General features: G+C 69.1%; 22 protein-coding genes and 1 pseudogene. 17 read left to right on the top strand and 6 right to left on the bottom strand.

Annotation, left to right across the window (positions count from 1 at the left end; all coding sequences use genetic code 11):
• The first annotated feature begins 30 nt into the window (after positions 1 to 30).
• The 3 genes from IEZ21_RS07290 to IEZ21_RS07280 all read left to right on the top strand — a co-directional run bounded on the left by IEZ21_RS07290 (position 31) and on the right by IEZ21_RS07280 (position 4117).
• Positions 31 to 1392 (top strand): esterase-like activity of phytase family protein, encoded by a 1362-nt coding sequence (locus IEZ21_RS07290; RefSeq protein WP_189321051.1) that lies wholly within the window; start codon positions 31 to 33, stop codon positions 1390 to 1392.
• A 27-nt stretch (positions 1393 to 1419) separates the two neighbouring features.
• The gene (locus IEZ21_RS07285; protein ID WP_189321050.1) at positions 1420 to 3123 is read left to right on the top strand and encodes an acyltransferase; all 1704 of its coding nucleotides are present in this window, start codon (positions 1420 to 1422) and stop codon (positions 3121 to 3123) included.
• Between the two features lie 100 nt (positions 3124 to 3223).
• The gene (locus tag IEZ21_RS07280; RefSeq protein WP_189321049.1) at positions 3224 to 4117 is read left to right on the top strand and encodes an LLM class F420-dependent oxidoreductase; all 894 of its coding nucleotides are present in this window, start codon (positions 3224 to 3226) and stop codon (positions 4115 to 4117) included.
• Positions 4118 to 4232: 115 nt separating this feature from the next.
• Here IEZ21_RS07280 and IEZ21_RS07275 read toward each other — a convergent pair whose 3' ends face one another.
• Both IEZ21_RS07275 and IEZ21_RS07270 read right to left on the bottom strand, forming a co-directional pair.
• A complete protein-coding gene (locus IEZ21_RS07275; RefSeq protein ID WP_246567453.1) occupies positions 4233 to 5645 on the bottom strand; it encodes a family 43 glycosylhydrolase in 1413 nt (470 codons plus the stop codon).
• Positions 5646 to 5743: 98 nt separating this feature from the next.
• Positions 5744 to 7210, bottom strand: coding sequence for a family 43 glycosylhydrolase (locus IEZ21_RS07270; RefSeq protein ID WP_246567450.1), 1467 nt, complete (start codon positions 7208 to 7210; stop codon positions 5744 to 5746).
• A 351-nt stretch (positions 7211 to 7561) separates the two neighbouring features.
• On the opposite strand from IEZ21_RS07270, the gene IEZ21_RS07265 reads away from it, so the two are divergent.
• Both IEZ21_RS07265 and IEZ21_RS07260 read left to right on the top strand, forming a co-directional pair.
• Complete coding sequence (locus IEZ21_RS07265) at positions 7562 to 9016, top strand: alginate lyase family protein (protein WP_189321387.1); 1455 nt, start codon at positions 7562 to 7564, stop codon at positions 9014 to 9016.
• Between the two features lie 197 nt (positions 9017 to 9213).
• A complete protein-coding gene (locus IEZ21_RS07260; protein ID WP_189321047.1) occupies positions 9214 to 10659 on the top strand; it encodes an ATP-binding protein in 1446 nt (481 codons plus the stop codon).
• Between the two features lie 44 nt (positions 10660 to 10703).
• Here the strand turns inward: IEZ21_RS07260 and IEZ21_RS07255 are convergent, their stop codons facing one another.
• Both IEZ21_RS07255 and IEZ21_RS07250 read right to left on the bottom strand, forming a co-directional pair.
• Positions 10704 to 10964 (bottom strand): hypothetical protein, encoded by a 261-nt coding sequence (locus tag IEZ21_RS07255; protein WP_246567368.1) that lies wholly within the window; start codon positions 10962 to 10964, stop codon positions 10704 to 10706.
• A gap of 72 nt (positions 10965 to 11036) precedes the next feature.
• Positions 11037 to 11489 (bottom strand): Lrp/AsnC family transcriptional regulator, encoded by a 453-nt coding sequence (locus IEZ21_RS07250; RefSeq protein WP_189321046.1) that lies wholly within the window; start codon positions 11487 to 11489, stop codon positions 11037 to 11039.
• A gap of 112 nt (positions 11490 to 11601) precedes the next feature.
• Between IEZ21_RS07250 and IEZ21_RS07245 the strand changes: the two genes are divergently transcribed.
• From IEZ21_RS07245 to IEZ21_RS07205, 9 genes and pseudogenes are all read left to right on the top strand, one after another.
• On the top strand, positions 11602 to 12219 hold the full coding sequence (locus IEZ21_RS07245) for a LysE family translocator (RefSeq protein WP_189321045.1): 618 nt from the start codon (positions 11602 to 11604) through the stop codon (positions 12217 to 12219).
• 48 nt (positions 12220 to 12267) lie between these two features.
• The gene (locus IEZ21_RS07240; RefSeq protein ID WP_189321044.1) at positions 12268 to 12726 is read left to right on the top strand and encodes a PaaI family thioesterase; all 459 of its coding nucleotides are present in this window, start codon (positions 12268 to 12270) and stop codon (positions 12724 to 12726) included.
• The gene (locus IEZ21_RS07235) at positions 12723 to 13295 is read left to right on the top strand and encodes an MBL fold metallo-hydrolase (protein WP_246567367.1); all 573 of its coding nucleotides are present in this window, start codon (positions 12723 to 12725) and stop codon (positions 13293 to 13295) included. Before IEZ21_RS07240 ends, IEZ21_RS07235 begins: the two co-directional genes overlap by 4 nt.
• A 153-nt stretch (positions 13296 to 13448) precedes the next feature.
• Complete coding sequence (locus tag IEZ21_RS07230; RefSeq protein ID WP_189321043.1) at positions 13449 to 14468, top strand: sugar ABC transporter substrate-binding protein; 1020 nt, start codon at positions 13449 to 13451, stop codon at positions 14466 to 14468.
• A 26-nt stretch (positions 14469 to 14494) separates the two neighbouring features.
• Positions 14495 to 14671, top strand: a pseudogene (locus IEZ21_RS07225) (ABC transporter ATP-binding protein); the annotation flags it as partial.
• A gap of 73 nt (positions 14672 to 14744) precedes the next feature.
• Positions 14745 to 15602 (top strand): sugar phosphate isomerase/epimerase family protein, encoded by an 858-nt coding sequence (locus IEZ21_RS07220; RefSeq protein ID WP_189321042.1) that lies wholly within the window; start codon positions 14745 to 14747, stop codon positions 15600 to 15602.
• Positions 15603 to 15608: 6 nt separating this feature from the next.
• Complete coding sequence (locus tag IEZ21_RS07215) at positions 15609 to 15785, top strand: hypothetical protein (RefSeq protein WP_189321413.1); 177 nt, start codon at positions 15609 to 15611, stop codon at positions 15783 to 15785.
• Positions 15786 to 15857: 72 nt separating this feature from the next.
• Positions 15858 to 17054: a Gfo/Idh/MocA family protein gene (locus tag IEZ21_RS07210; RefSeq protein WP_189321041.1), complete on the top strand. Its 1197-nt coding sequence runs from the start codon at positions 15858 to 15860 to the stop codon at positions 17052 to 17054.
• A 28-nt stretch (positions 17055 to 17082) separates the two neighbouring features.
• A complete protein-coding gene (locus IEZ21_RS07205) occupies positions 17083 to 18081 on the top strand; it encodes a sugar phosphate isomerase/epimerase family protein (RefSeq protein ID WP_189321040.1) in 999 nt (332 codons plus the stop codon).
• Positions 18082 to 18138: 57 nt separating this feature from the next.
• On the opposite strand, the gene IEZ21_RS07200 is transcribed toward IEZ21_RS07205, so the two are convergent.
• Positions 18139 to 19779, bottom strand: coding sequence for a pentapeptide repeat-containing protein (locus IEZ21_RS07200; RefSeq protein ID WP_189321039.1), 1641 nt, complete (start codon positions 19777 to 19779; stop codon positions 18139 to 18141).
• A 150-nt stretch (positions 19780 to 19929) separates the two neighbouring features.
• Here IEZ21_RS07200 and IEZ21_RS07195 point away from each other — a divergent pair, with 150 nt between their 5' ends.
• Entirely contained in the window at positions 19930 to 20283 is a 354-nt protein-coding gene (locus IEZ21_RS07195) for an antitoxin VbhA family protein (protein ID WP_189321038.1), read from the top strand.
• Between the two features lie 81 nt (positions 20284 to 20364).
• Here IEZ21_RS07195 and IEZ21_RS07190 read toward each other — a convergent pair whose 3' ends face one another.
• The gene (locus tag IEZ21_RS07190; RefSeq protein WP_189321037.1) at positions 20365 to 20862 is read right to left on the bottom strand and encodes an ATP-binding protein; all 498 of its coding nucleotides are present in this window, start codon (positions 20860 to 20862) and stop codon (positions 20365 to 20367) included.
• Positions 20863 to 21012: 150 nt separating this feature from the next.
• Between IEZ21_RS07190 and IEZ21_RS07185 the strand changes: the two genes are divergently transcribed.
• Positions 21013 to 21936: a helix-turn-helix domain-containing protein gene (locus IEZ21_RS07185; RefSeq protein WP_189321036.1), complete on the top strand. Its 924-nt coding sequence runs from the start codon at positions 21013 to 21015 to the stop codon at positions 21934 to 21936.
• Complete coding sequence (locus IEZ21_RS07180; protein WP_189321035.1) at positions 21933 to 22148, top strand: DUF397 domain-containing protein; 216 nt, start codon at positions 21933 to 21935, stop codon at positions 22146 to 22148. The genes IEZ21_RS07185 and IEZ21_RS07180 overlap by 4 nt, the downstream gene beginning before the upstream one ends.
• Positions 22149 to 22224 lie beyond the last annotated feature (76 nt).

Below are 22224 nucleotides of genomic sequence, written 5' to 3'. Positions count from 1 at the left end.
CGCTCCCTCACTCCCTCCGGAAGGACACCCATGCGACACAGATCCCGAGCGCGCCGCGGACGCGCGCTCCTCGGCGCCCTCACCGTGGCCGGACTTCTCGGCAGCCTGTCCCTCGCGAACGGGTTCGCGGCGGAGACCGGCGCGGACACCGCCGAGAAACCGCAGGCCGTGCGACTGCTCGACACCCTCACCGTGCCCGCCGGGACGACGGAGTTCGACATGCCGTTCGGCGGGCTGTCGGGGATCGACTACGACAAGGGATCCGGCGAGTACGTCGCCCTCAGCGACGACCGTTCGGAGAACGGCAAGGCCCGCTTCTACACCCTCCGACTGCCGCTGGACGGGGCCGCCTTCGCCGACGCCAAGCCCGCCCTCGACGGCCTGACCGTACTCGACGACACCACCGGCGCCCCCTTCGCCCCCAAGGCGGTCGATCCGGAAGCGATCCGCTGGACACCGGGCGGCAAGAGCCTGCTGTGGACCAGTGAGGGCGCCTCCTCGTCCGGACAGCCCGCCTTCGTCCGGGAGGCGACCACCTCCGGCGGGTACGTACGGGAACTGCCGCTGCCCAAGGCGTACGCACCGGTCAGGTCGGCCTCGGGCACGCTCACCGCAGGCGTCCGCAACAACCAGGCCCTGGAAGGGCTGGCCCTCTCACCGGACGGCAGCAAGGCCGTCACCATCACGGAGAACGCCCTCGTCCAGGACGGCCCCGCGGCCGGACTCACGGCCAAGAGCCCGTCCCGGCTGCTGGTGACAGACCGCAGGACCGGAGCCGCGCAGGCCGAGCACGTCTACGAGGTCGACCCGGTCTCGGACGCGCCCACCGCCCCGCTGCCCGCCCCCGTCGGTACGTACTCCGCGGACCGGGGAGTCTCCGAGATCCTCGCCGTCAACGAGACCGACTACCTCACCGTCGAGCGGTCCTTCGCCTCCGGTGTCGGCTTCGCCATCCGCCTCTACTGGACCAGCACGATCGGCGCCACCGACGTCAGCGGCAAGGAGGCGCTGTCCGGCACCGAGAAGCCGATGCCGAAGAAGCTGCTGTACGACTTCACCACCTCCGGCACCGAGGCCGACAACGTCGAGGGCATCACCTGGGGGCCGGCCCTGCCCGACGGTTCCCGCTCCCTCGTCCTCGTCGCCGACGACAACTTCGGCTTCAACGGCAGCGTCACCAAGTTCCACCTGTTGTCCGTCCGCCCGGGACTGCTGGCGACCCGTACCCCCGACATCAACGGCGACGGCACCGTCAACCGCAAGGACCTGGCAGCCCTCACCACCGCGGGTGCCGCCGGTGACCTCGACGGCAACGGCCGTACGGACGGCAGGGACGTCAAGCTCTGGACCGCGTACACCCGGGCCTTTCCCACCGCTTCCCGGCTGCTCTGACAGCGGCTCCTCCGTAATGTTCCGGCCATGGATTCCGAACAGCAGCCGTCCGCACGGCACTTCGACCACTGCCCCTGGCTGTTCGCCGACGAGGCGACCGAGGAGCAGCTCACCGCGCAGCTCAAGCGGCAGGAGATGATCGGCGGAGACCGCGGGATCGGCGAGCGATGCTATGTCGCCGATTCCGCGGCGGTGTTCACGGACCGGCTGTGGCTGGGGGACGACTCGTACATCGCCGCGCATGCCTATGTCACCGGGGAGTTGACGACCGGGGCGGACTGCACGCTGAACCCGTTCAGCGTGGTGCGCGGCACCGTGACGCTGGGGAGCGGGGTGCGGATCGGCGCGCACACCTCGCTGCTCGGCTTCAACCACGGCATGGCCCCCGATCGGCCGGTGTTCCAACAGCCGCACACCAGCCGGGGGATCACCGTCGGCGACGATGTGTGGATCGGTTCGCATGTGGTCGTGGTGGACGGGGTGACCATCGGCGATCACTGTGTGATCGGCGCGGGGGCGGTGGTCACCAGGGATCTGGCGCCCTGGACGGTGGCCGCCGGGAATCCGGCACGGCCGCTGCGCGACCGGCGGGACAGCGCTGCGCGGCCGTCCCGCACGGACCATGCCCATGCCGGTGACCCCCTGGCCCGGTTCGCCGACACCGCCCGCGCTCAGGTGGCCGACATCCTCGGCCGGTGCTGGGACGGTGAGAGGTACGTGGATCGCCCCGGGGCGGCGCCCACCGTACGGGCGCACTGCGACGCCGTCGAGATCGCCGACCTTCTGCTGGGCGCCGCCCCCGGCCAGTTGACCGCCGAGGAGCATGCCGAGCGTCTGAGGGGCGCCCAGGATCCGTACACCGGACTGGTACCGGAGTTCGACGAGCCGCTGCCGGCGGCGGACGAGGACGGCTTCATCGGCGAAGGACCCGCCCTGTACCACGTACTGTCCGTCGGCTACGCCCTCGATCTGCTCGGCGCCTCCTTCCCGCATCCGGTGCGCGGCGTACGGGAGATGTCAGCACGCCAACTGGTCGCGCGCCTGGAGGAGTTGCCCTGGCGGGACGGTGCGTGGGGTGCCGGTGCCTGGATCGACTCCTGGGCGACGGCGGCCCATTGGAACCTGCGGCACGCAGACGTCGGCGGTGACCGTCCCGGCGTCGAACCGGGCGCGTTGGAGGCGCTGTTCGGCTGGCTGCTGACGAGGGCCGACCCGTGGACCGGGATGTGGGGCAGCCCTTCGCCCGAGGCCGGCCGGCTCCAGGTGGTCAACGGCTACTACCGGCTGACGCGCGGTTCGTTCGCCCAGTTCGGGCTGCCGGTGCCGCATCCGGAGCGGGTCGTGGACGCGGTCCTGGACCACGCCCGCGACGCCCGCTACTTCGGAGCGAGGCAGGAGAACGCCTGCAATGTGCTGGACGTCGCCCACCCGTTGTGGCTGTGCACCCGGCAACTCGGCGGGGGTGCGGGGGCGGGCGGTTACCGATCGGCCGAGATACGCACCTGGGCCGAGGGGCAGTTGGCCGCCGCCCTGCCGCGTTGGCAGGACGGCAGGGGCTTCGGCTTCGGTCCCGGTTCCGCCGGTCCCGGACCGGAACCGGGGCTCCAGGGCACCGAGATGTGGCTGGCCATCATCTGGCTCCTCGCCGATCTGCTGGGCCGTTCCGACACCCTCGGCTACCGCCCACGCGGCGTCCACCGCCCGGAGCCGGCCCGCGCCCGGACACCGTAGCGACGTACCCGATCAAGGAATATCCCGAACGAGCCGCTGGTTGGGGCTGCTGCGACAGGTTCGTACGACAGTGCACAGCGTTCGGAAGGAGTCGGAGCCGATGACGGACGACGTCACGACTGGGGTTCGCGACAGTTCACCCAAGGAGGCAGTCGGACGGTACGGCATCTGGAGTGCCGGGCTGCGTTCGGAGGACCCGGCGCAGCGGGGCGAGCTCGCCGAGGCCGCCGCCGAGCTCGAAGAACTCGGCTTCGGCGCCGCCTGGTTGGGCGGCAGCAGCGGCGTACAGCACGCCGTGCCACTCATCGAGGCGACCTCACGGCTCACCGTGGCGACCGGTATCCAGAGCATCTGGCAGTACGAGGCCGCCGACACCGCCACGCGTTTCGCCGAGCTGGACGCGGCCCACCCCGGCCGGTTCCTGCTGGGCCTCGGGGTGAGTCACGCCAAGCTGGCGGACCAGTACCGGCGCCCCTACTCGTCCATGGTCGAGTATCTGGACGCCTTGGACGCGACCGGAGTCCCCGCCGGGCGCCGGATTCTGGCCGCCCTCGGCCCGAAGATGCTGAAGCTGTCCCGCGACCGCGCCGCCGGCTCGCACCCGTACCTGGTCACTCCCGAGCACACCGCGGACGCTCGCGAGATCCTCGGCGAAGTCCCGCTGCTCGCACCGGAGTTGAAGGTCGTCCTGGAGACGGACCCGGACCGCGCACGCTCGCTCGCCCGCGACAGCCTCGCCATGTATCTCACCCTGCCGAACTACACCAACAGCTTCCTGCGGTTCGGCTTCACCGAGGACGACTTCGCGGACGGCGGCAGCGACCGCCTCATCGACACGCTCTTCGCCTGGGGCGACGACGACCGCATCCGCGAACGGATCGACGCCTTTTACACCGCCGGCGCGGACCACGTGGCCTTCCAACTGGTCACCGACCAGGACCGCTCGGCCCTCCCCCGCCCCGAATGGCGCCGCCTGGCCGAGCTGTTGGCCTGACGGCGACGGCTCCCGCGCCCCTAGAAGGAGGCCGCAGGCCTTCCTTCTAGGGGCGCGGGGAACTGCGCGACCAGCCACAACGAACCCGCAGCTTCAAACTGCCCAACCAGCGGAGCTACTCCGCGTAGTACGTAGCGTCCTGCCGGTCAAGAGCCGTACTGATCGGCTGGATGTGAAGCAGATTCTCGTAGTGCCGGATGTAGCGCCCCGGGAAGTTGTACGACTCGAAGGAGACGCCGCTCGCGGTGTCGGCGAGGCCCGCGCGCTGCGAGAAGGTGGCGTCGTTCTTGAAGGTGGTCGAGCCGTCGTTCTTCTCCACCCACAGCTCGTAGTTCTTGTGGCGGAGGTAGTAGCCGGGGAAGTTCGCCGACTCCAGGGAGACGGTGCCGCTGCCGGCGAGGCCGGCGACGACGCGGAACTGGGAGTCGGCGAGGTTGGTGACGTTCGGTTCGAGCTTCGCCCGGTACTCCCAGTGGCGGATGTAGCGGTCGGGGAAGTTGTACGAGGAGAAGCGGACCGGGGTCAGGCCGTCCGCGACCGGGATGCCGAAGTTGGGCGTGCCGTCCGCGTTCCAGTACAGCTTCTGGTAGCGGGTGCGCCGGTTGGGGTCGTTGAGCGGGTCGCCGCTGATGTCCTTGTAGTTGCGGTCGTGGTAGACGATCACGTCCGACTTGCCGTCCTCGGAGACGGTGAAGCAGTTGTGGCCCGGCCCGTACTGACCGGTGGCGTCGTTGCTCCTGAAGACCGGCTGTGAACTCTTCGTCCAGGACGCCGGGTTGAGCAGATCGGCCGAGGCGGAGGCGGTCAGCAGGCCGAGGCAGTAGTTGGCGTCGGTGGCGGCGGCGGAGAAGGCCATGAAGACCTTGCCGTTCCGCTGGATGACGGCCGGGCCCTCGTTGACGCGGTGGCCCACGGTCTCCCAGGCGTGCGTCGGCGTGGAGATGCGTACCGGAGTGCCGGAGATGGTCCACGGGTTGGACAGTTTCGCGAGATAGAGGTTGGTTCCGCTTCCCACGGCCGGATCGTTCTGTGCCCAGCTCAGATAGCGGCTGCCGCCGACGACGAAGGTCGTCGCGTCGAGCGAGAAGGTGTCCAGCGGCAGGGCGATCCGCCCCTTTTCCGTCCACGTCCCGGTCATCGGGTTGGCGGAGCTGCTCTCCAGGACGTACGGCCGGATCTTCCAGATGTCGCTGGTGGAGCCGGCGGCGAAGTAGATGTACCACTTGCCGTCGATGAAGTGGATCTCCGGGGCCCAGATGTGGGCGCCCATCTCACCGCTCGAGTGCTTGGTCCAGATGGTGGTCTCCGAGGCGGTCGAAAGGCCCTGGAGGGTGGTGGCCCGGCGCATCACGATCTTGTCGTACGCGGGCACGGTGGCGGTGAAGTAGTAGTAGCCGTCGGTGTGTTTGTGGATGTGGGGGTCGGCGCGCTGCAGGGCGATCGGGTTGGTGAAGGTCACGGAGGGCGAGGCGGGGGCGGCGGCGTGGGCGGGGCCGGCGGTGGCCAGTACGGCCGACCCGGCGGCCATCGCCGTGGCCGCCGCCCCGGCGAGGAAGGTTCTGCGTCTCATGGGGGTCTCCTGATCAGGCAAGGTCAGACGGTGGTCAGGCGGGGGTCAAGCGGTGGTCAGGCGGTGGTGGGCTGGATGCGCCACTGCTGGCAGTTGTTGTTGAGCCAGGTCCACTGGCGTACGTCGGAGCCGTTGGCCGTACCGCAGTTCGCCACGTCGGCGACCTTGCCGCTGTTGGCGTTCACGATCCGTACGTGGTCGCCCGTGGCGGTGTGGACGAGGCGGAACTTCTGGCAGGCGTTGTTCAGCCAGGACCACTGCTGGATGTTGGCGCCGTCGGCGGTGGAGCATTCGGCGGTGTCCATGACCTTGCCGGTGGCCACGTTCACCAGGCGGCTGGTGTCGTCGCCGAGGTCCTCGATCCGCCACTTCTGGTTGGCGCCACCGGTGCAGGTCCACTGGAAGATGTCGGTGCCGTTCGCGGTGTTGCCGCCCGCGACGTCCAGGCACTTGCCGCTGTTGCGGTTCACCAGCGTGTACGCGGTCGGAGTGGCCGCCGTTTCCCCGGCCGGACCTGGCCGGGTGGTGCCGAGCGCGAGCGGGGTGCCGAAGTTCGGCGTGCCGTCGGCGTTCCACGTGAACTTCTGCGCCCGCGTCGTACGGCCGTTGCCGCAGCCGCCGTCGGCGGAGTTGTTGCCGTGGTAGACGATCCAGTTCTCGGTGCCGTCCGGCGAGGTGAAGAACCCGTTGTGGCCGGGCCCGTAGACCCCGGCGGCGTCATCGCGCTGGAAGACCGGCGTCTGCTTCTTCGTCCAGGAGGCGGGGTCGAGCGGGTCGCTGCCGGTCAGTTCGAGCTGGCCGAGCTTGTAGTCGGGGGTCGTGCAGGCGCTGGCGGAGAAGCTCACGAAGGTCCGGCCGTTCCGGTAGAGCGGCTCGGGCCCCTCGTTGACCGGATTGCCCTGGGTCTCCCAGCTCAGCGTGGGGCTGGAGATGATGCGGAAGGTGGAGCTGCTGAGCGTGTACGGGTTGCTCATCGGCGCGATGACCAGGCTCTGCGTACTGCCGTTGATGAAGCCGCTGCCCATCAGGTACAGCCGGTTGTCGTGCTTGAGCACACTGGCGTCGATGAGCCAGCCGCCGGGGCTGAGGTTGGACCCGGTGAGCGTGTTCTTGTACGTGTACGGGCCCATGGGATCGGAGCCGGCGCTCTCAAGCACATGCGTGCGCTGCGAGTCACAGCAGGCGGCTCCGCGCTCCCCGGCCGAGTAGTACAGGTACCACTTGCCGTCGAGGAAGTGGATCTCCGGCGCCCATATGTTCCAGTTGCGCCCGGCCGTGGTGTCCAACCACACCTGGATGCTGGGAGCCGTGGAAAGCCCCGCCAGCGTGGGCGACTTACGCATCGTCAGCTCGTTCGTGAACGAGGTCGTCACCAGGTAGTAGTTGCCGTTGTAGTACTCCAGCCAGGGGTCGGCGCCCTTCTGTGTCTTGACGGGGTTGGTGTACGGGCGGCCTTCGGCGGCGGCACCTGGCTGGGCGGTGACGAGCGAGCCCAACAGGGCCAGCAGGGCCGCCCCGAGCATGAACCAGTGGCGTGTGCGGAACACGGTGAGTCCCTTCCGGGGCGGCAGGTTGGACATGTAGAGCGGGCTCGGCGGACGTGACTGCGGATGCGACTGCGGCAGCTCGTTCGAGATCGCGAACACTGTGCGTAACTTCGACCAGAAGGTAAAGGTGGGGCGTATGGAGCGTCAATGGATGCGACGGGTTTGATTTCGATCAGTTTTCCGGAGCGTGACGCCGATTTTTTGTTATCGCCCGCGAGACCACGCGTCTCCTGTTCGAACTCGTACGCAACTTCGTACTCGTACGCATCGGCACGCACCCCACCCCTGAGGACCGAAGCCGTGAAAGCAGAGATCAACCGCCGGAGCATGCTGAAGATCGCCGGTACGGCCGCGGGCGCGGCAGCCATCGGCGCCGCCGTCCCCACAGTCCCCGCGTCAGCGGCAGGCACGGCGTTCGCGCACCCCGGGCTGCTGCACACCCGAGCCGACCTCGACCGCATGGCGGCCAAGGTGAAGGCGGGCGCGACCCCGTACACGGCGGGCTTCGCCAAGCTCACCGCAAACCGCCACGCGCAGACCGGCTGGAAGCCCAACCCGCAGGCCACGGTCTACCGGGGCGTGGGCTCGCCGCAGAACTACGCGATCCTCTACAACGACATCCACGCGGCGTACCAGAACGCGCTGCGCGGCCATGTCACCGGCGAGGACGCGCACTTGGACACCGCCGTCGCCACCCTCAACGCCTGGTCAGCGAAACTGACCGGCGTCGAGGGCTCCGCGGACCGCTTCCTCGCGGCGGGCCTGTACGGCTACCAGTTCGCCAACGCCGCCGAACTCGTCCGCGACCACGCCGACTTCGACCTGCCCCGCTTCCAGAAGATGATGCTGGACGTCTTCGCCCCGCTCAGCGAGGACTTCCTCAAGAACCACAACGGCGCCGTCGTCTCCAACTACTGGACCAACTGGGACCTGACGGCCATGTGCAGCGTCCTCGCCATCGGCATCCTCTGCGACGACCAGGCCAAGGTCGACACCGCGGTCGAGTACTTCAAGCACGGCGACGGCCTGGGCGCCATCAAGAACGCCATCCCCGTCGTACACCCCGACGACGGCCTTGCCGAGTGGGTGGAGGCGGGCCGCGACCAGGGCCACGCCCTGCTGGGCATCGGCCTGATGGGCACCTTCTGCGAGATGGCCTGGAACCAGGGCATCGACCTGTACGGCTACGACGACAACCGCTTCTTCAAGGCCGCCCAGTACGTGGCGAAGTGGAACCTGGGCGGGGACGTGCCGTTCACGCCCAACACCCGCGACAAGGGCGCGATCAACGGCTGGTCGGGCACGGAGACCGTGAGCGAGGAGGCCCCGGTGGACCCGGCCATGACCCGCCCGGTCTGGGCCATGATCGCCAACCACTACACCAAGCGCCGGGGCCTGTCGGCCTCCTACCTCACCCGTATCGCGGCGAAGTCGGCCCCGGAGGGCGGCGGCGGCGACTACGGCCCCAACAGCGGCGGCTACGACCAACTCGGCTTCGGCACCCTGGCCTTCACCCGAGACCGCTCCACCAAGCCGGAGTCCCCGACCTCCCCGCCGGCGTCGCCCTCCCCCGCGTCCGGCTCCGGCTCAGGCCCCGACTCCGGTGCCGCGCCCGCCACCCCCTCCCCCTCGTCCAGCCCCCAGGGCAGCAGGAACGGCGACCTGGCCGCCACCGGCTCCTCGGACCTCCCGGCCTGGACCGCCGCCACCGGCCTCACCGCCGTCGCGGGCGGCCTGCTCCTCCTACGACGCCGGGCTCGCGCGAACCGCGACGCCCAGTGACCGGGCACCCGGGCCCCTGAAGACCGGACCGCACGCACCACGAACGAGGGCTCTGCCGAAGCCGTACGACCTGGGCAGAGCCCCGCTGGCACAGAAGGCGCATGCTGTCACCCAACGAAGTCATCTTGTTACTCAAATTCTCCATACTATGGTTCACTTGAGTATGTTCAACATGAGCAAACTCGAAAGGTGACCTGATGCCCGGTTTTGTAGGCCGCAAATCCGAGCTGGCCGCCCTGAACCGTCACCTCGCCTGGGTGCGCGAGGGCCGAGGCGACCAGCGCGGTCGGGCCCTGCTGCTCCGTGGCCGGCGTCGCGTCGGCAAGTCACGGCTCGTGGACCTCTTCTGTGAGCGCGCCCAAGTGCCGTACGTCGTGCACCAGGCCACCCGAGGCGAAGACGCGCACCGCGAACGCGCCCGCTTCCTCACCGAGGTCCGGAACTCCTCACTGCCCGACACCACCCTCCTCACCGGCGTCACCACCGTCGCCGAATGGGACACCGCCCTGCGTCAGCTCGCGGCGGTGCTCCCGGACGACACCCCCAGCATCGTCGTACTCGACGAGCTGCCCTGGATGCTCAAAGGCGACCCGGTCCTGGAGGGAACCCTGCAGACCGTGTGGGACCGGGTGTTGAGCCGGAAACCCGTACTCCTCATCCTCATCGGCAGCGACCTGGCGATGATGGAGCAGCTCTCCACCTACGGTCGTCCCTTCCACCAGCGAGGGGTCGAGATGGTCCTGGCGCCCCTCTCCCCCGCCGAGGTCATGGCGATGACCGGGCTCCCGGCCGCGGAGGCCTTCGACGCCCATCTGATCACCGGCGGCCTGCCGCTCATCTGCCAGGAGTGGCAGGAAGGCGAGAACCGCAGCGACTTCCTCGCCCGCGCCCTCGACGATCCCACCTCCCCCCTCCTCGTCTCCGGTGAGCGGATACTGGCCGCCGAGTTCCCCACCGCCCTCCAGGTCAGGCACGTGCTCTCCGTGATCGGAAGCGGAGAGCGGACCTTCGCAACTATTGCCGCGAAAGCCGGGACAGTCGACCGACCGCTCCCGCCCGGCTCACTCACCCCGGCCCTGCGCACCCTCGCCGACAAGCGACTCGTCGCCGTCGACACCCCTCTTGCCACTCAGCCAGGAGACCGCGAACGCCGTTACCGCATCGCCGATCCCTACCTCCGCTTCTGGCTCACCTTCCTGGAACAGGGAATCCCGGAGATCGAGCGAGGGCGCAGCCGGGTCGTGGCCGAGGCGGTCGAACGCGGATGGACCTCGTGGCGCGGGCGGGCGATCGAGCCCGTCGTGAGGGAGTCCCTGGCCCGGCTGCTCCCCGACGACACATGGCCGCAGGTGCGGGAGGTAGGCGGCTGGTGGCCTCGTACGAACAATCCAGAGGTGGACTTGGTGGGGGCGGACCGGGTGCCCGCGCGCGAGATCGGGTTCGTCGGCTCCATCAAGTGGCACGAGCGCGGCTCCTTCGACCGTCGCGCCCTGGCATCGCTCGCTCGGGACGCCCTGGCCGTCCCCGGTGCCGACGAGGACACCCCATTGGTCGCGGTGTCCCGCTCCGGATTCACGGTGGACGGGCTGGCGGCGACGTACGGGCCTGAGCAGCTGATGGAGGCCTGGGGTTCGGCTGCGTGAGCGGCCTCGGGGAACATCGATACAGCCGTTGACGCTGAGAACGATCATGGTCCGATCGGTGCGAGGGTGCTGCCGCGGTTCTCGCACTCGCGGCGGGTCCTGCGCTGGGCCGGGACTGCCGGGGCGCCTTGGCTGCCGTCGAGCGGCTGGCAGCGGGCGAGGAGCCTGCGGTGCACGGAAGGGACGGCGCTGACGCGCAGGGTGTAGCCCTGGCCGCGGCGCACGGTCACGCCGTGGTCGAGCGCGGCGCGTTCGGCGGGCTCCAGGTCGGCGGCGCCCCGGCGTCCCTGAATGTCCGGGTTCATTGGACGCGCGGGCTCCCTGTGGTCAAACGTCGTTTGCCGACAGGCGAGCGGTCGAGAATCGGGGGGTTGTGGCTACTCGGGCAGCGGTCTGTCCTGGACCACGTTCTTCATGACAAGGGTCGAAGTCAGCCGCTGGACGCCGGGCAGCCGGGCGAGCTTCTGGTCGTACAGCTCCTGGAACGCGGCCAGGTCGGCAGTCGCGACGCGCAGGAGATAGTCGGGTTCACCAAAGAGGCGCTGGGCCTGGAGGACGTGGGGGATGGCGGTCACGGCCGTTTCGAAGCTGATGACGGTGTCGGGGTCCTCCCAGCGCAGGGTGGCGAAGACGAGGGCCTCGAAGTTCAGACCGACGGCGGCCGGTTCCACTACCGCCCGGTAGCCGCGGATCGCGCCCTCGCGTTCGAGGTCGCGCAGTCGGCGGTGGCAGGGCGAGACGCTGAGCTGCACGCGGGCGGCCAACTCGGTGACCGTCAGGCGGCCGTCCATCTGCAGCTCGGTAAGAATCTTCCGGTCCAGGGCATCCATGGAGAAGATTCTCCCTCACATCGCGCGATCTTGGAGTAAGGACGCAAACACTTTCGGGCATATCCGGCCTAGCCTTCCCTCTCAGAGCAAGACATGCGAGAGGGAACGAGCGATGGACACGACGACGCTGGCGGCCTTCCTGGCAGTGGATCTGCTGCTCGTCTTCACTCCGGGCGCGGACTGGGCCTATGCGATCTCAGCGGGTCTGCGGGACCGGTCGGTCGTCCCCGCAGTCGCCGGTCTGATCGCTGGACACGCGGCGTACGCGCTCATGGCCGTCGCCGGCCTGGCGGTGATCGTGGCGAACTCACCGACCGTGCTCACGGCACTGACCGTCGCCGGGGCCGGATACCTGCTGTGGCTCGGCTGGGGCGTGCTGAGGCAGCCGGCCACACTGGCGGCCTCCGGGGAGGCCATGGGCTCCTCCCGCATGCAGACCATGCTCAAGGGCGCCGGGATCAGCGGCCTGAACCCCAAGGCGCTGCTGCTGTACTTCTCGCTGTTCCCGCAGTTCCTCGACCCTGCCACGGGGTGGCCGGTCGCCGCGCAGACCGGGCTGCTCAGCACACTGCACCTGACCGCGTGCGCCGTCGTCTACCTCGCCGTCGGCATCCTGGCCGGCACGGTCCTGAAGACCCGGCCCTCGGCCGCCCGGGGCGTCACCCGCATCAGCGGCGCCTTGATGATCGCCATCGGCGCCTTCCTGCTGGTGGAACGCCTGGCCGGCTGAGGAAGCTGCTCCGCTCCACCCGACACGGACCCGAAGGAGAGCACCTACGTGGAAGACCAGACGCAGCGGGAACTGGCGAGCCCCGCGGTGCAGAAGCGCGTCAAGGACAGCTTCGACCGCCAGGGCCTGATGGCCCACCTCGGTGCGCGTCTCGCCCACATCGGACCTGGCCGCGTCCGCATCGTGCTCCCGGCCCGCCCCGAGGTGACCCAGCAGCACGGCTACGTCCACGCGGGCGCCACGAGCGCCATCGCGGACAGCGCCGGCGGCTATGCCACGCTCACGCTCTTCGACGAGGACTGCGAGGTCCTCACCGTCGAGTACAAGATCAACCTGCTCGCCCCGGCCGCGGGCGACTACCTGGAGGCGATCGGCACCGTCCTGAAACCCGGACGCACCCTGACCGTCTGCCAGCTGGAGGTGTACGGCGTCCGGGAGGGTGGCGAGCGGAAGCTCGTCGCCAACGGTCAGCAGACCCTGATCCGCGTGAACAGGCCCGCGCGGTGAGCCTGCAGCCGTCCCTGCCGCCCTGGGCGACGTGGTGGCAGCGGCCGTTTCCCGACGCCAACACCCTGCTCCTACAGGACCGTCGGCCCGCGCTCATCGACAGCGGGTTCGTCGGCCATGCGGAGGAGACCGCCGCCTGGGCCCGAGCGCAGGCCGGGACCCTCGGCCTGGTGGTGAACACCCACTGGCACTCCGATCACGTCGGCGGCAACGCCCTCCTTCAGGCGGGCGGCGCCACCATCGCCGCCGGAGCGCCGGAGGCAGAGGCGATCTTCCGCCGCGATCCGGGCTGCTGCGCGGCCGAGTACCTCAACCAGCCCGTCGCCCCGTACACGGTCGACATCCCGCACGACGACGGGCAGGTACTGCGCCCCGGCGACGCCGACTGGGCGGAAGCGCGGGCTGAAGTTGTAGCCGAGGCCGGTGAGCGCCCTCCCAAGGCGAGGAGCGAGCACGACCCCGCGTGCCGTGCCGCAACCCTGCTCCAGGCGTTCGACAGCGGCGACCACGGCGTAACGCGGCGACTTGAGCCCACACCCTCCGCCTCTCCCCCGGCGGCAATCTCCTGACGCAACGCCCTTGACACGCTCTGGGAAACGAGCCGATAGTACCGTTACTTAAAGCGCTTTAAGTAACGGTCGCCGGGAAGCCCGCCCCCTCCAGAAGCCGCAGGTCACCGGCCCTGCCATCGCCACCTAGTTGCACAGCGAGGTGCACGAACCATGAACCGAACGTCCCCTCCCCGCTCCCGCAGAATCACCCCCGTCGCGGCCACGGCCGCTGTGCTCGCGCTCGCCCTCGCCGGCTGTTCCAGCAGCTCCGGTGGGAAGGGCGCCGAAGAGGAAGCCGCCGGTATCTCCGCGGGCAAGGCCGACACCCCCCGCATGACGATCGCGATGGTCACCCACGCACCGTCCGGCGACACCTTCTGGGACATCATCCGCAAGGGCGCCCAGGCCGCCGCCGCCAAGGACAACGTCAAGCTCATCTACTCCAACGACGAGAACGCCGCCAACCAGGCCAACCTCGTCCAGAACGCGATCGACCAGAAGGTCGACGGCATAGCGGTCACCCTGGCCAAGCCGGACGCCCTGAAGAGCGTGGTGGCCAAGGCGGTGAAGGCGGGCATCCCGGTGGTGGGCTTCAACTCCGGGATGGACCAGTGGAAGGCACAGAACCTGCTGTCGTTCTTCGGCCAGGACGAGGGTGTCGCCGGCGAGGCCTTCGGCGAGAAGCTGAACGAGACCGGCGCGAAGAAGGCCATCTGTGTAGTTCAGGTCCAGGGGCACGTGGGCCTGGAGGCACGCTGTGCCGGGGTGAAGAAGACCTTCAAGGGCAAGACGGAGAACCTGTACGTCAACGGCAACGACATGCCGTCCGTGAAGTCGACCATCACCGCCAAGCTCAAGCAGGACAGCGCCATCGACCAGGTGGTCACGCTCGGCGCCCCGTTCGCGCTGACGGCCGTACAGTCGGCGGCCGAGGCGGGCAGCGAGGCCAAGGTCGCCACCTTCGACCTCAACAAGGACCTGACCGGCGCCATCGAAAAGGGCGACATCGAGTTCGCCGTCGACCAGCAGCCCTACCTCCAGGGCTACCTGTCGATCGACTCCCTGTGGCTCTACAAGAACAACGGCAACTTCCCCGGCGGCGGCGAGCAGCCGGTGCTGACCGGTCCGGCCTTCGTCGACACGTCCAACGTCGAGGCCGTCGCCAAGTTCGCCGCGAAGGGCACCCGGTGATGAGCATGACCCAACAGGCTGCCGGCGCCACGCGCAGCGAAGTCAGCCTGGAAGAGCTCATCAACCACATGGCCGGTGGCGCCGAACTCGCCGCACTCAAGCACGAGTTGGCGCAGGTCCGCGGCGTTGAGGTCGAGGAACTCCCGGAAGAGGAAGACATCACCGCATCTGTGGCGGCCTCGTCCGAGGTCTCATCTCCCTGACAACGGCGTCGCCGCACGCGTACGGCGACAGCGACACTCCGCACCCGCCACCCTGATCCGAAGGCATTTCCCCATGAAGATCGCCCTCGACCCGTACATGATCCGTCACGTGCCCCTGCTCGAACTGCCATCTGTGGTGGCCGAGTTGGGATACGAGTGGATCGAGCTGTCTCCCCGGGAGGACTTCATTCCCTTCTTCCGCCATCCGCGCGTGGACGACGCGACAGTGCGGAAGTTCCGTAAGGCACTGGACGCGGCGGGCGTCGGCATCTCCTCGCTGCTGCCGCTGTTCCGCTGGTCCGGCCCGGACGAGGACGCCCGGCAGGCCGCCGTACGATACTGGAAGCGCTCGATCCAGATCGCCGCCGACCTCGGTGTGGACAGCATGATCTCGGAGTTCAACGGGCGACCGGAGGACCCCGACCGCAGCGAGGCGCAGTTCTGGAAGTCGCTGGACGAGCTGCTGCCGGTGTTCGAGCGCGAGGGCGTCAAGCTGGCGCTGGAGCCGCACCCGGACGACTTCATTGAGAACGGCTACGACGCGATCAACCTGATCCGGGGTATCAACAACCCCAACGTCACGTTCCTCTACTGCGCCCCGCACACCTTTCACATCGGCAACGACGCCCCCGGCATCATCGAGTACGCGGGCGACCTGCTCACCCACGTCCACCTGGCCGACGCCTTCGACCACACGGCGTCCTCGGGCAACCGCTACATCCTCAACCCGCCCGGCACCCCGGCCCGCATCCACCAGCACCTCGACATGGGGCAGGGCGAGGTGGACTTCGACGAGCTCTTCCGTGAGCTGCGCGCGAACGGCTTCGACGGCACGCTGACCGCCTGCGTGTTCGCCTGGGAGGAACGCGCCAAGGAGTCCTCGGTGTTCATGCGCAAGAAGATCGACGAGTACCTGACCACCTGGTCGTGACAAATCGTGAGCCAGTGGCTTGAAGCGCTTCAACTCATCATCCCCGGAGTCTCCGGAGCTGACTCGCCGATCCACGGCCCGGAAGGCCTCCGCTTCTACCCCCGCCCCAAGGCCGTCACCACCCGCTGGACCCAACCCGCCCAGCAACTCACCGCCGGCTTCAACTTCCCCACCTCTCACTGAGAGACGCCCACAGACCGGCACCGGGTACCGGCGGTTCGCCGCCTGGTCATTACTCCTTTGAAAGGCACCGCCATGACCACGTCCGCCAAACCCGTCTCCGTCGCGGTGATCGGGGCCGGCATGGCCGGCCGCAGCCACGCGGCCGGTTACCGCAACGTCAACACGGTCTTCGGTGCCGGTCTGCCGCCGGTCCGGCTGGCCGCGATCGCCGACGCCAATGTCGTACTCGGCGAGGACGCCGCCCGTCGCTACGGGTTCGAGAAGGCGCTGCCGAGCTGGGAGGCCGTCGTCGAGGACCCCACCATCGACGCCGTCAGCATCGTCGTCGGCAATGACCTGCACCGCCCCATCGCGGAAGCTCTCGTCGCCGCGGGCAAGCATGTGCTGTGCGAGAAGCCGCTGGCCGGATCGCTCGAAGACGCCCGCGCCATGGCCGAGTTGGAGCGCGGTGCCGATGTCGTGACCGCCGTCGGGTACTCCTTCCGGCGTTCGCCCGGCATCGCCGCGATCCGTGAGCATGTGCGTGCCGGTGAGCTGGGCGATCTGACGCTGTTCAGCGGCCGGTACTGGTGCGACTACGCCACCGACCCGAACGGCCCGCTGGCCTGGCGGTTCAAGGGCGGCCCGGGCTCCGGTGCACTCGGGGACGTCGGCTCGCACGTCATCGACATCGCCGAGTACGTCGCCGGGCCGATTGCCGCGGTCTCCGGTGCCTCGTTGTCGACGCAGATCCCCAAGCGGCCGCTGCCGCTGGGCGCGGTCGTCGGGCACAACGCCGCTCCCGTCTCCGACGAGTTCGGCGAGGTCGAGAACGAGGACACCGCGTCCTTCACCGCCCGCTTCGAGTCCGGGCTCGTCGGCACCTTCTCGGTGACGCGCACCGGCTTCGGTCTGCCCAACGGGCTCGCCTTCGACGTCCTGGGCCTGGGCGGCCGGGCCGCGTTCGACCAGCACCGGCCCGCCGAGTACCTCTTCGACGACGCCCAGCCGGAGGTCCGTACGCGCGGCGCGCGGCAGGTCATCGCCGGGCCGCAGCTGCCGTACTTCGCGGGCGGGGTCCCGATGGAAGCGCCGGGTGTGGGCGCCAGTAACGCCGACCACTTCACCTACCAGGCCCGCGCCTTCCTCGACCAGGTCGCGAGCGTCGCCGACCCGCAACCGGTCTGCGCCACCTTCGCCAACGCACTGCGAACCATGGAGATCATCCAGGCCGTCGTCCAGTCCTCCCTGGGCGGCGGTGCCGCCGTCACGGTTCCGCCCGCCGCCTGACCTCCGCACGTATCCAAGGAGTACGCACATGGCTCTCAAGCTCGGCGCCTACACCGCCTGCCTGCACGACCGCACCCTCACCGAAGCCCTCGACATCCTCAAGGAGAACGGTCTGACCTCCGTGGAGGTCAACACCGGCGGCTTCATCCCCGCCCCGCACTGCCCCGTCGACCTGCTGTTGTCCTCGGCGAAGGCACGCGAGGAGTACCTGGCGACCTTCGCCGACCGCGGCATGGAGCTGACCGGCCTCAACTGCAACGGCAACCCCCTCAACCCGCTCCCCGGTGTCGGCCCGAAGCACGCCGACGACCTGCGCCGTACGATCCGTCTGGCAGGTCTGCTCGGTGTGAAGCACGTGGTCACCATGTCCGGCACTCCGGGCTCCGACCCGGACGCCAAGTACCCCTCCTGGGTCGTGAATCCGTGGGACGGCGTCTACATGGACGTACTGGACTACCAGTGGGCCGTGGCCGTCGAGTTCTGGAAGGAGACCGACGCGCTGGCCCGGGAGAACGACGTCCGGGTCGCCATCGAGATGCACCCGCACAACGTCGTCTTCTCGCCGGTAACTTTGAAGCGGCTGGTCGACGAGACGGGCGCGACGAACCTCGGCGCCGAGATGGACCCATCCCATCTGATGTGGCAGGGCATGGACGTCGTCGCCTGTATCAAGTGGCTGGGCCCGCTGGTGTTCCACGCCGCCGCCAAGGACGCGACGCTCTGCCCCGGCGCCGACATCCGCGGCGTACTGGACACGTCGTTCACGCGCGTACCCGCGGACGCGCCCGACAAGGTGCCCACGGGCTACGGCTTCTGGTGCAACGCCTGGCCCGAGAACCCCGCGTGGAAGTTCGTCGCGGTCGGCCTCGGAAACGACGTCCCCTACTGGACGGAGTTCCTGCGCGCACTCGCCGAGATCGACCCGGGCATGGCGGTCAACATCGAGCACGAGGACGCCGCCTACTCCCAGGCCGAGGGGCTGGCTCTGGCGGCGAAGAACCTGCATGGTGCGGCGGCGGGGCTGTGAGGCACGCCGGTACGTGGCCCCGGTTGTCGGGCCGCCCCGACCGTGGGGGCACTGGAGTCAGCGTTTGACGCGGTTACGGACGGCCAGGACCGCCAGGCCCAACAGGACCGGCTCGGTCACGCGGGACGCCATCTCGATGTAGGTGCCGGTGGTGGTCAGGTCCTGGCCGGAGGAGCGGAACACCACTGAATTGAGCGTGACGTTCAGGGCCTTCTCGAAGCGCTCGCCGGTGAACCTGTTCCCCGTGGGGTTCTGGGGGTCTGCCTTGTCGATCTCGAAGGTGATCTTGCCGCCGCCGGGCGGCACGGTGCCGGTCGCTTCCTGTTTCGGGGAGTCCTTCGGGAGCCCGAAGCCCATCAGCAGCACGATGGTGATGAGCATGGCGGCAGCGAGCCAGCCCAGGGCGCGGGAGGCGCGCAGGCCGTAGCCGGACAGCATCCAGTAGCCGTGCAGGAGCCCGCGTTCGGCGCGGGAGGTGCCGGTGCGGTCGTGGCGGCGCATCTCCATCTCGCCGTAGTAGAAGTCCGCCGCCCCCGGCTCGTCCTTGCCGTCCTCGAACGCCTTGCGCAGCGCCCGGTACACCGGCGCCAGCTGCGCCGGTCCGACGTGTCCGGCGCCGAACACCGCCACGTTCCAGCCCCGGACTGCTGTCGGCCGGCTCGCGCGCCAGTGGTGTTCTTCGGCGAGGGTGCGGCGCTGGGTGAACCGTACGGGGTGCCAGCGCAGCGTGTTGAGCGGGACCTTGTCGAAGAAGCAGAGGCCCTCCAGGCGCAGCTGGTCCAGATGCACGGTCCCGGTGAACAGGCACCCCGACAGGTCGACGTCGGCGAGGACCAGATGGGCGGCGTCGACGCCACGCAGCGTGGCTATGCGCACCGTGGAGTCGGGTGCGCCTGCAACTGCCTGTTCTGCCACCGTCTGCCCATTGGGGAGCACGAAGGGTTCGGCCTCCGCGGCGATCGTGAGGGGGTATTCGAAGACCGCGTGGGCGAAGTCCACCGTGGCGTAGCGCAGACGCAACTCGGCCGTTGACGACCAGCGGGTCCGCCGACATTCCAGACGGCGCGCGGCGAACGAGAGGGTCACCGGGCTGCTGAACACCGCGCCGGACAGCACCACGTGCCCGGCGCACACCAACGGCCCGAGGCTGACCGACCGCTCGAAAACCGCCTGTTCGAACCAGGCGTTCCCCTGGAAGGTCGCCGACTCGAACCAGGCGCCGCCCTGGAAGGTTGCCGACCAGAACCTGGCCTCACGTTGGAAGGTCGCCGACCCGAACCCGGCGCCGCCCTGGAAGGTCGCCGACCCGAACCCGGCATCGCCCTCGAAAGTCGCCGACCCGAACCCGGCGCCGCCCTGGAAGGTCGCCGACCTGAACCAGGCGTTCCCCTGGAAGGTCGCCGACTCGAACTGGGCGAAGCCGAGGCGCGGGTGTCCGGTGGCCGGGTCGTGTAAGGCGTCGAGAAGGGCGTCCAGAAGCGGTTGGGTGAAGGTGGTGCCGCGGTGGTCGATGACGGCGCCGGGGGTCAGGCCGGCCAGGTAGACGTCGCGGTCGGCGTCGTCCAAGTGGGCGAGGCATGCGGTGTGACCGGGGACGTGGATGCCGCGGCAGCCGACCGGGTCCTCCGTGGTGGTGCCATGGCCACAGTGCGGCCAGATAGGCGGAGTTGGGGCCGGTTCGGGGCTCGGGTGTGACATACCCGAAGGACGATCGAGCACGGCCGGATAGTTGCCGATCCAGCCTCCGAGACCGCACTGAAATCTTCCGTATGTACGGTCCCGACACCAGGACCGGTGCATGGCGTTGGAGCAGACGATTCTGCCCCGATTCCGGAATAGGGTGCCGTCATGCGAGTGCCCGCGATCCTCACAGTGAGCGAAGCCCGAAGTGGCCTGTCACGGATACTCACCGAACTGGCCGAGGCCGGCCCGCAGGCGGAGCCGGTGCTGATTGGCGCCCACCGCAAGGCGCAAGGTGTGCTGCTCTCGATCGAGGCCTACGAAAACCTGACGGGCCGCGTCTCTCGCCGGGAGGCAGCCGAATCCGCCACAGGGTCCCTCGACGCCGAGGGTCTCCGGCCGACCTCTGCCTCCGACCAGGACGCCGAAGCCTACGTACGCGGCACTCTGTCGGCCGAGGAGATGGCTACTCGTGCCCTGGCCCGCCATCGCCCCAAGCCTCCTCACCACGAAGCTGGATGAACGACCCGTACGCCACGTCCTGAGGAACCGCCTCGGTATCACCGAACCAGGTCTCCCGTGAGGGCTGCGCGGGCGCCGTTCTCAGGGAAGGTCGAACTCCGCCCAGATCGTCTTGCCCGGACCGTCCGGGCGCGGGTGCCAGTCCCAGCGGGTGGCGAGGCGGTCAACGAGGAGGAGTCCCCGGCCGGTTTCGTCATCTGCGGGGTCAGGGAGGGCTCCTGGCCGGGGCGGTACGCGTTCGGTGCGGGTGTCGGTGATCTCGACGCGGGCGGTGCCGGTCCGGACCGTGAGACACAGGCAGAGGTGGAAGTCCCGGCCGGGGACGTGGCCGTGCGTCACGGCGTTCGCGCTCAACTCGGCGACGATCAGCACGATCGCGTCGTGGGCTTCGGTGTCGTACGGGATCCCCCACGCGTCCAGCCGGACGGCTGCCAGGCGGCGGGCGAGACGGGCTCCGCGAGGTGTGGAGGTGAACCGCATCTCGAAGGTGCGGTCGCGGGGATCGGGGGCGGAGGTCAAGTCCGAGGTGAGGGCGGTGAGTTGGGTGGTGCCGGTGGGGCTGGCGGGGTTGGTCGTCATGGTCACCACGGTCCTCTTGGTGGCGTAGCGTGACCAGAGGTGACGCACCGACGCGGACCGGCTGTACGCGCTGTGTGTCCACGGGTACGAGGCGCGCGGCGTGACGGCGTCCACTGCGGGGGCGTTGGGCCGGGGAGGAGGCGGTAGTTGATGGCGGAGCGTACGGGTGTGGCGGCGGAAGCCGAGACGGTTCCGGACGGGGGCGGCGGAGCGGTCGTGAGCGTCGGGGACGGCTGGGACAGCGACGACGAGGGCGGGCGGCGGCCGGAGGACGAGGCCGGGAAGGGCGTGGTGGCCGCGTTCGGGCAAACCCTGAAGACGCTGCGACTGCGGGCAGGGATGGAACGGGCGGAGCTCGGGAAGCGGCTCGGGTACTCCGCGTCCACCATCGCCTCGTTCGAGCAGGGGCGGAGAATTCCGTCGCCTCGGACCATCGACCGGGCGGACGAGGTGGTGGAGGCGGGCGGGTTGCTCTGCCTGTGGAAGGAGCAGCTGGAGCGGGCTCAGTATCCGGTGTTCTTCCAGGGGATGGCGGGGCTGGAGAAAGAGGCCATTGAACTGCTCTCGTACAGCACGCTCGTGTTCAACGGCCTGCTGCAGACCGAGGAATACATGCGAGCCGTGCTGGCCATGCGACGCCCGGTCCTCGACCAGGAGACCATTGAGCAGCGGGTTGCCGCACGGCTGGCCCGCCAGGAGATCTTCGAGCGCTGGCCCGCTCCACTGCTGAGCTTCGTGACCGGAGAGGCGGTTCTGCGGCACCGGTACGGCGGAAAGGACGTGCTGCGGGGGCAGTTGGAGCACATTTTGCTGATCGGCCAGAGGCGGAACGTCGAGATCCAGGTCATGCCCCTCGACGGTGAGGACAACGCGGGCGTGGACGGGCCGTTCACCATCGTCACGCGCAAGGACTGCAAGAAGTTCGTGTACGCCGAAGCACAGGGAACCAGCGCCCTTCAGACCGGTCAGGAACAGACAACGCTCGCCGCCGCCCGCTATGGGATCATCCGGTCACAGGCTCTCGGTCCGAGAGAGTCACTGGATTTCGTCGAAGGGTTGCTGGGATCGCTATGAACAACGCTGAGTCCTCGACCACCGCATCCGGTCTCGCCTGGTTCAAGAGCAGCTACAGCGGAGCCGAAGGCGGCGAGTGCGTAGAGGTCGCGGCCAGTACGGCTGCTGTGCACGTCCGGGACTCCAAGGCCCTCGCCGGGCCCGTCGTCACGGTGTCACGTGAGGCGTGGGCGGGACTCGTGGGGCTGGCCTCGTCGGGGCCGGGCGCCTGACGCTCGTACGATCGCGAGAGCCCCGCCGGTCCACGTCCGGATCCACGGGGCTCTCCCGTCCTTCAGCAGCACGGAG

This window comes from Streptomyces flaveus, assembly GCF_014647675.1.
Classification (GTDB): Bacteria; Actinomycetota; Actinomycetes; order Streptomycetales; family Streptomycetaceae; genus Streptomyces; species Streptomyces flaveus.
Note: the sequence above shows the minus strand (reverse complement) of the source record. Positions and strands in the feature narration are given on the sequence as shown.

Excerpts from the sequence above, each read along its gene's own strand:
- IEZ21_RS07275 (WP_246567453.1), bottom strand. The coding sequence starts at position 5,645 with ATGGCCGCCGGGTCGGCCGTACTGGCCACCGCCGGCCCCGCCCACGCC.
- IEZ21_RS07220 (WP_189321042.1), top strand. The coding sequence starts at position 14,745 with ATGAAGATCGCCCTCGACCCGTACATGATCCGTCACGTGCCCCTGCTC.
- IEZ21_RS07230 (WP_189321043.1), top strand. The coding sequence starts at position 13,449 with ATGAACCGAACGTCCCCTCCCCGCTCCCGCAGAATCACCCCCGTCGCG.
- IEZ21_RS07250 (WP_189321046.1), bottom strand. The coding sequence starts at position 11,489 with ATGGATGCCCTGGACCGGAAGATTCTTACCGAGCTGCAGATGGACGGC.
- IEZ21_RS07190 (WP_189321037.1), bottom strand. The coding sequence starts at position 20,862 with ATGACGACCAACCCCGCCAGCCCCACCGGCACCACCCAACTCACCGCC.
- IEZ21_RS07285 (WP_189321050.1), top strand. The coding sequence starts at position 1,420 with ATGGATTCCGAACAGCAGCCGTCCGCACGGCACTTCGACCACTGCCCC.
- IEZ21_RS07280 (WP_189321049.1), top strand. The coding sequence starts at position 3,224 with ATGACGGACGACGTCACGACTGGGGTTCGCGACAGTTCACCCAAGGAG.
- IEZ21_RS07270 (WP_246567450.1), bottom strand. The coding sequence starts at position 7,210 with ATGCTCGGGGCGGCCCTGCTGGCCCTGTTGGGCTCGCTCGTCACCGCC.
- IEZ21_RS07245 (WP_189321045.1), top strand. The coding sequence starts at position 11,602 with ATGGACACGACGACGCTGGCGGCCTTCCTGGCAGTGGATCTGCTGCTC.
- IEZ21_RS07255 (WP_246567368.1), bottom strand. The coding sequence starts at position 10,964 with ATGAACCCGGACATTCAGGGACGCCGGGGCGCCGCCGACCTGGAGCCC.
- IEZ21_RS07260 (WP_189321047.1), top strand. The coding sequence starts at position 9,214 with ATGCCCGGTTTTGTAGGCCGCAAATCCGAGCTGGCCGCCCTGAACCGT.
- IEZ21_RS07265 (WP_189321387.1), top strand. The coding sequence starts at position 7,562 with ATGCTGAAGATCGCCGGTACGGCCGCGGGCGCGGCAGCCATCGGCGCC.
- IEZ21_RS07200 (WP_189321039.1), bottom strand. The coding sequence starts at position 19,779 with ATGTCACACCCGAGCCCCGAACCGGCCCCAACTCCGCCTATCTGGCCG.
- IEZ21_RS07205 (WP_189321040.1), top strand. The coding sequence starts at position 17,083 with ATGGCTCTCAAGCTCGGCGCCTACACCGCCTGCCTGCACGACCGCACC.
- IEZ21_RS07185 (WP_189321036.1), top strand. The coding sequence starts at position 21,013 with ATGGCGGAGCGTACGGGTGTGGCGGCGGAAGCCGAGACGGTTCCGGAC.
- IEZ21_RS07210 (WP_189321041.1), top strand. The coding sequence starts at position 15,858 with ATGACCACGTCCGCCAAACCCGTCTCCGTCGCGGTGATCGGGGCCGGC.
- IEZ21_RS07290 (WP_189321051.1), top strand. The coding sequence starts at position 31 with ATGCGACACAGATCCCGAGCGCGCCGCGGACGCGCGCTCCTCGGCGCC.
- IEZ21_RS07180 (WP_189321035.1), top strand. The coding sequence starts at position 21,933 with ATGAACAACGCTGAGTCCTCGACCACCGCATCCGGTCTCGCCTGGTTC.
- IEZ21_RS07195 (WP_189321038.1), top strand. The coding sequence starts at position 19,930 with ATGCGAGTGCCCGCGATCCTCACAGTGAGCGAAGCCCGAAGTGGCCTG.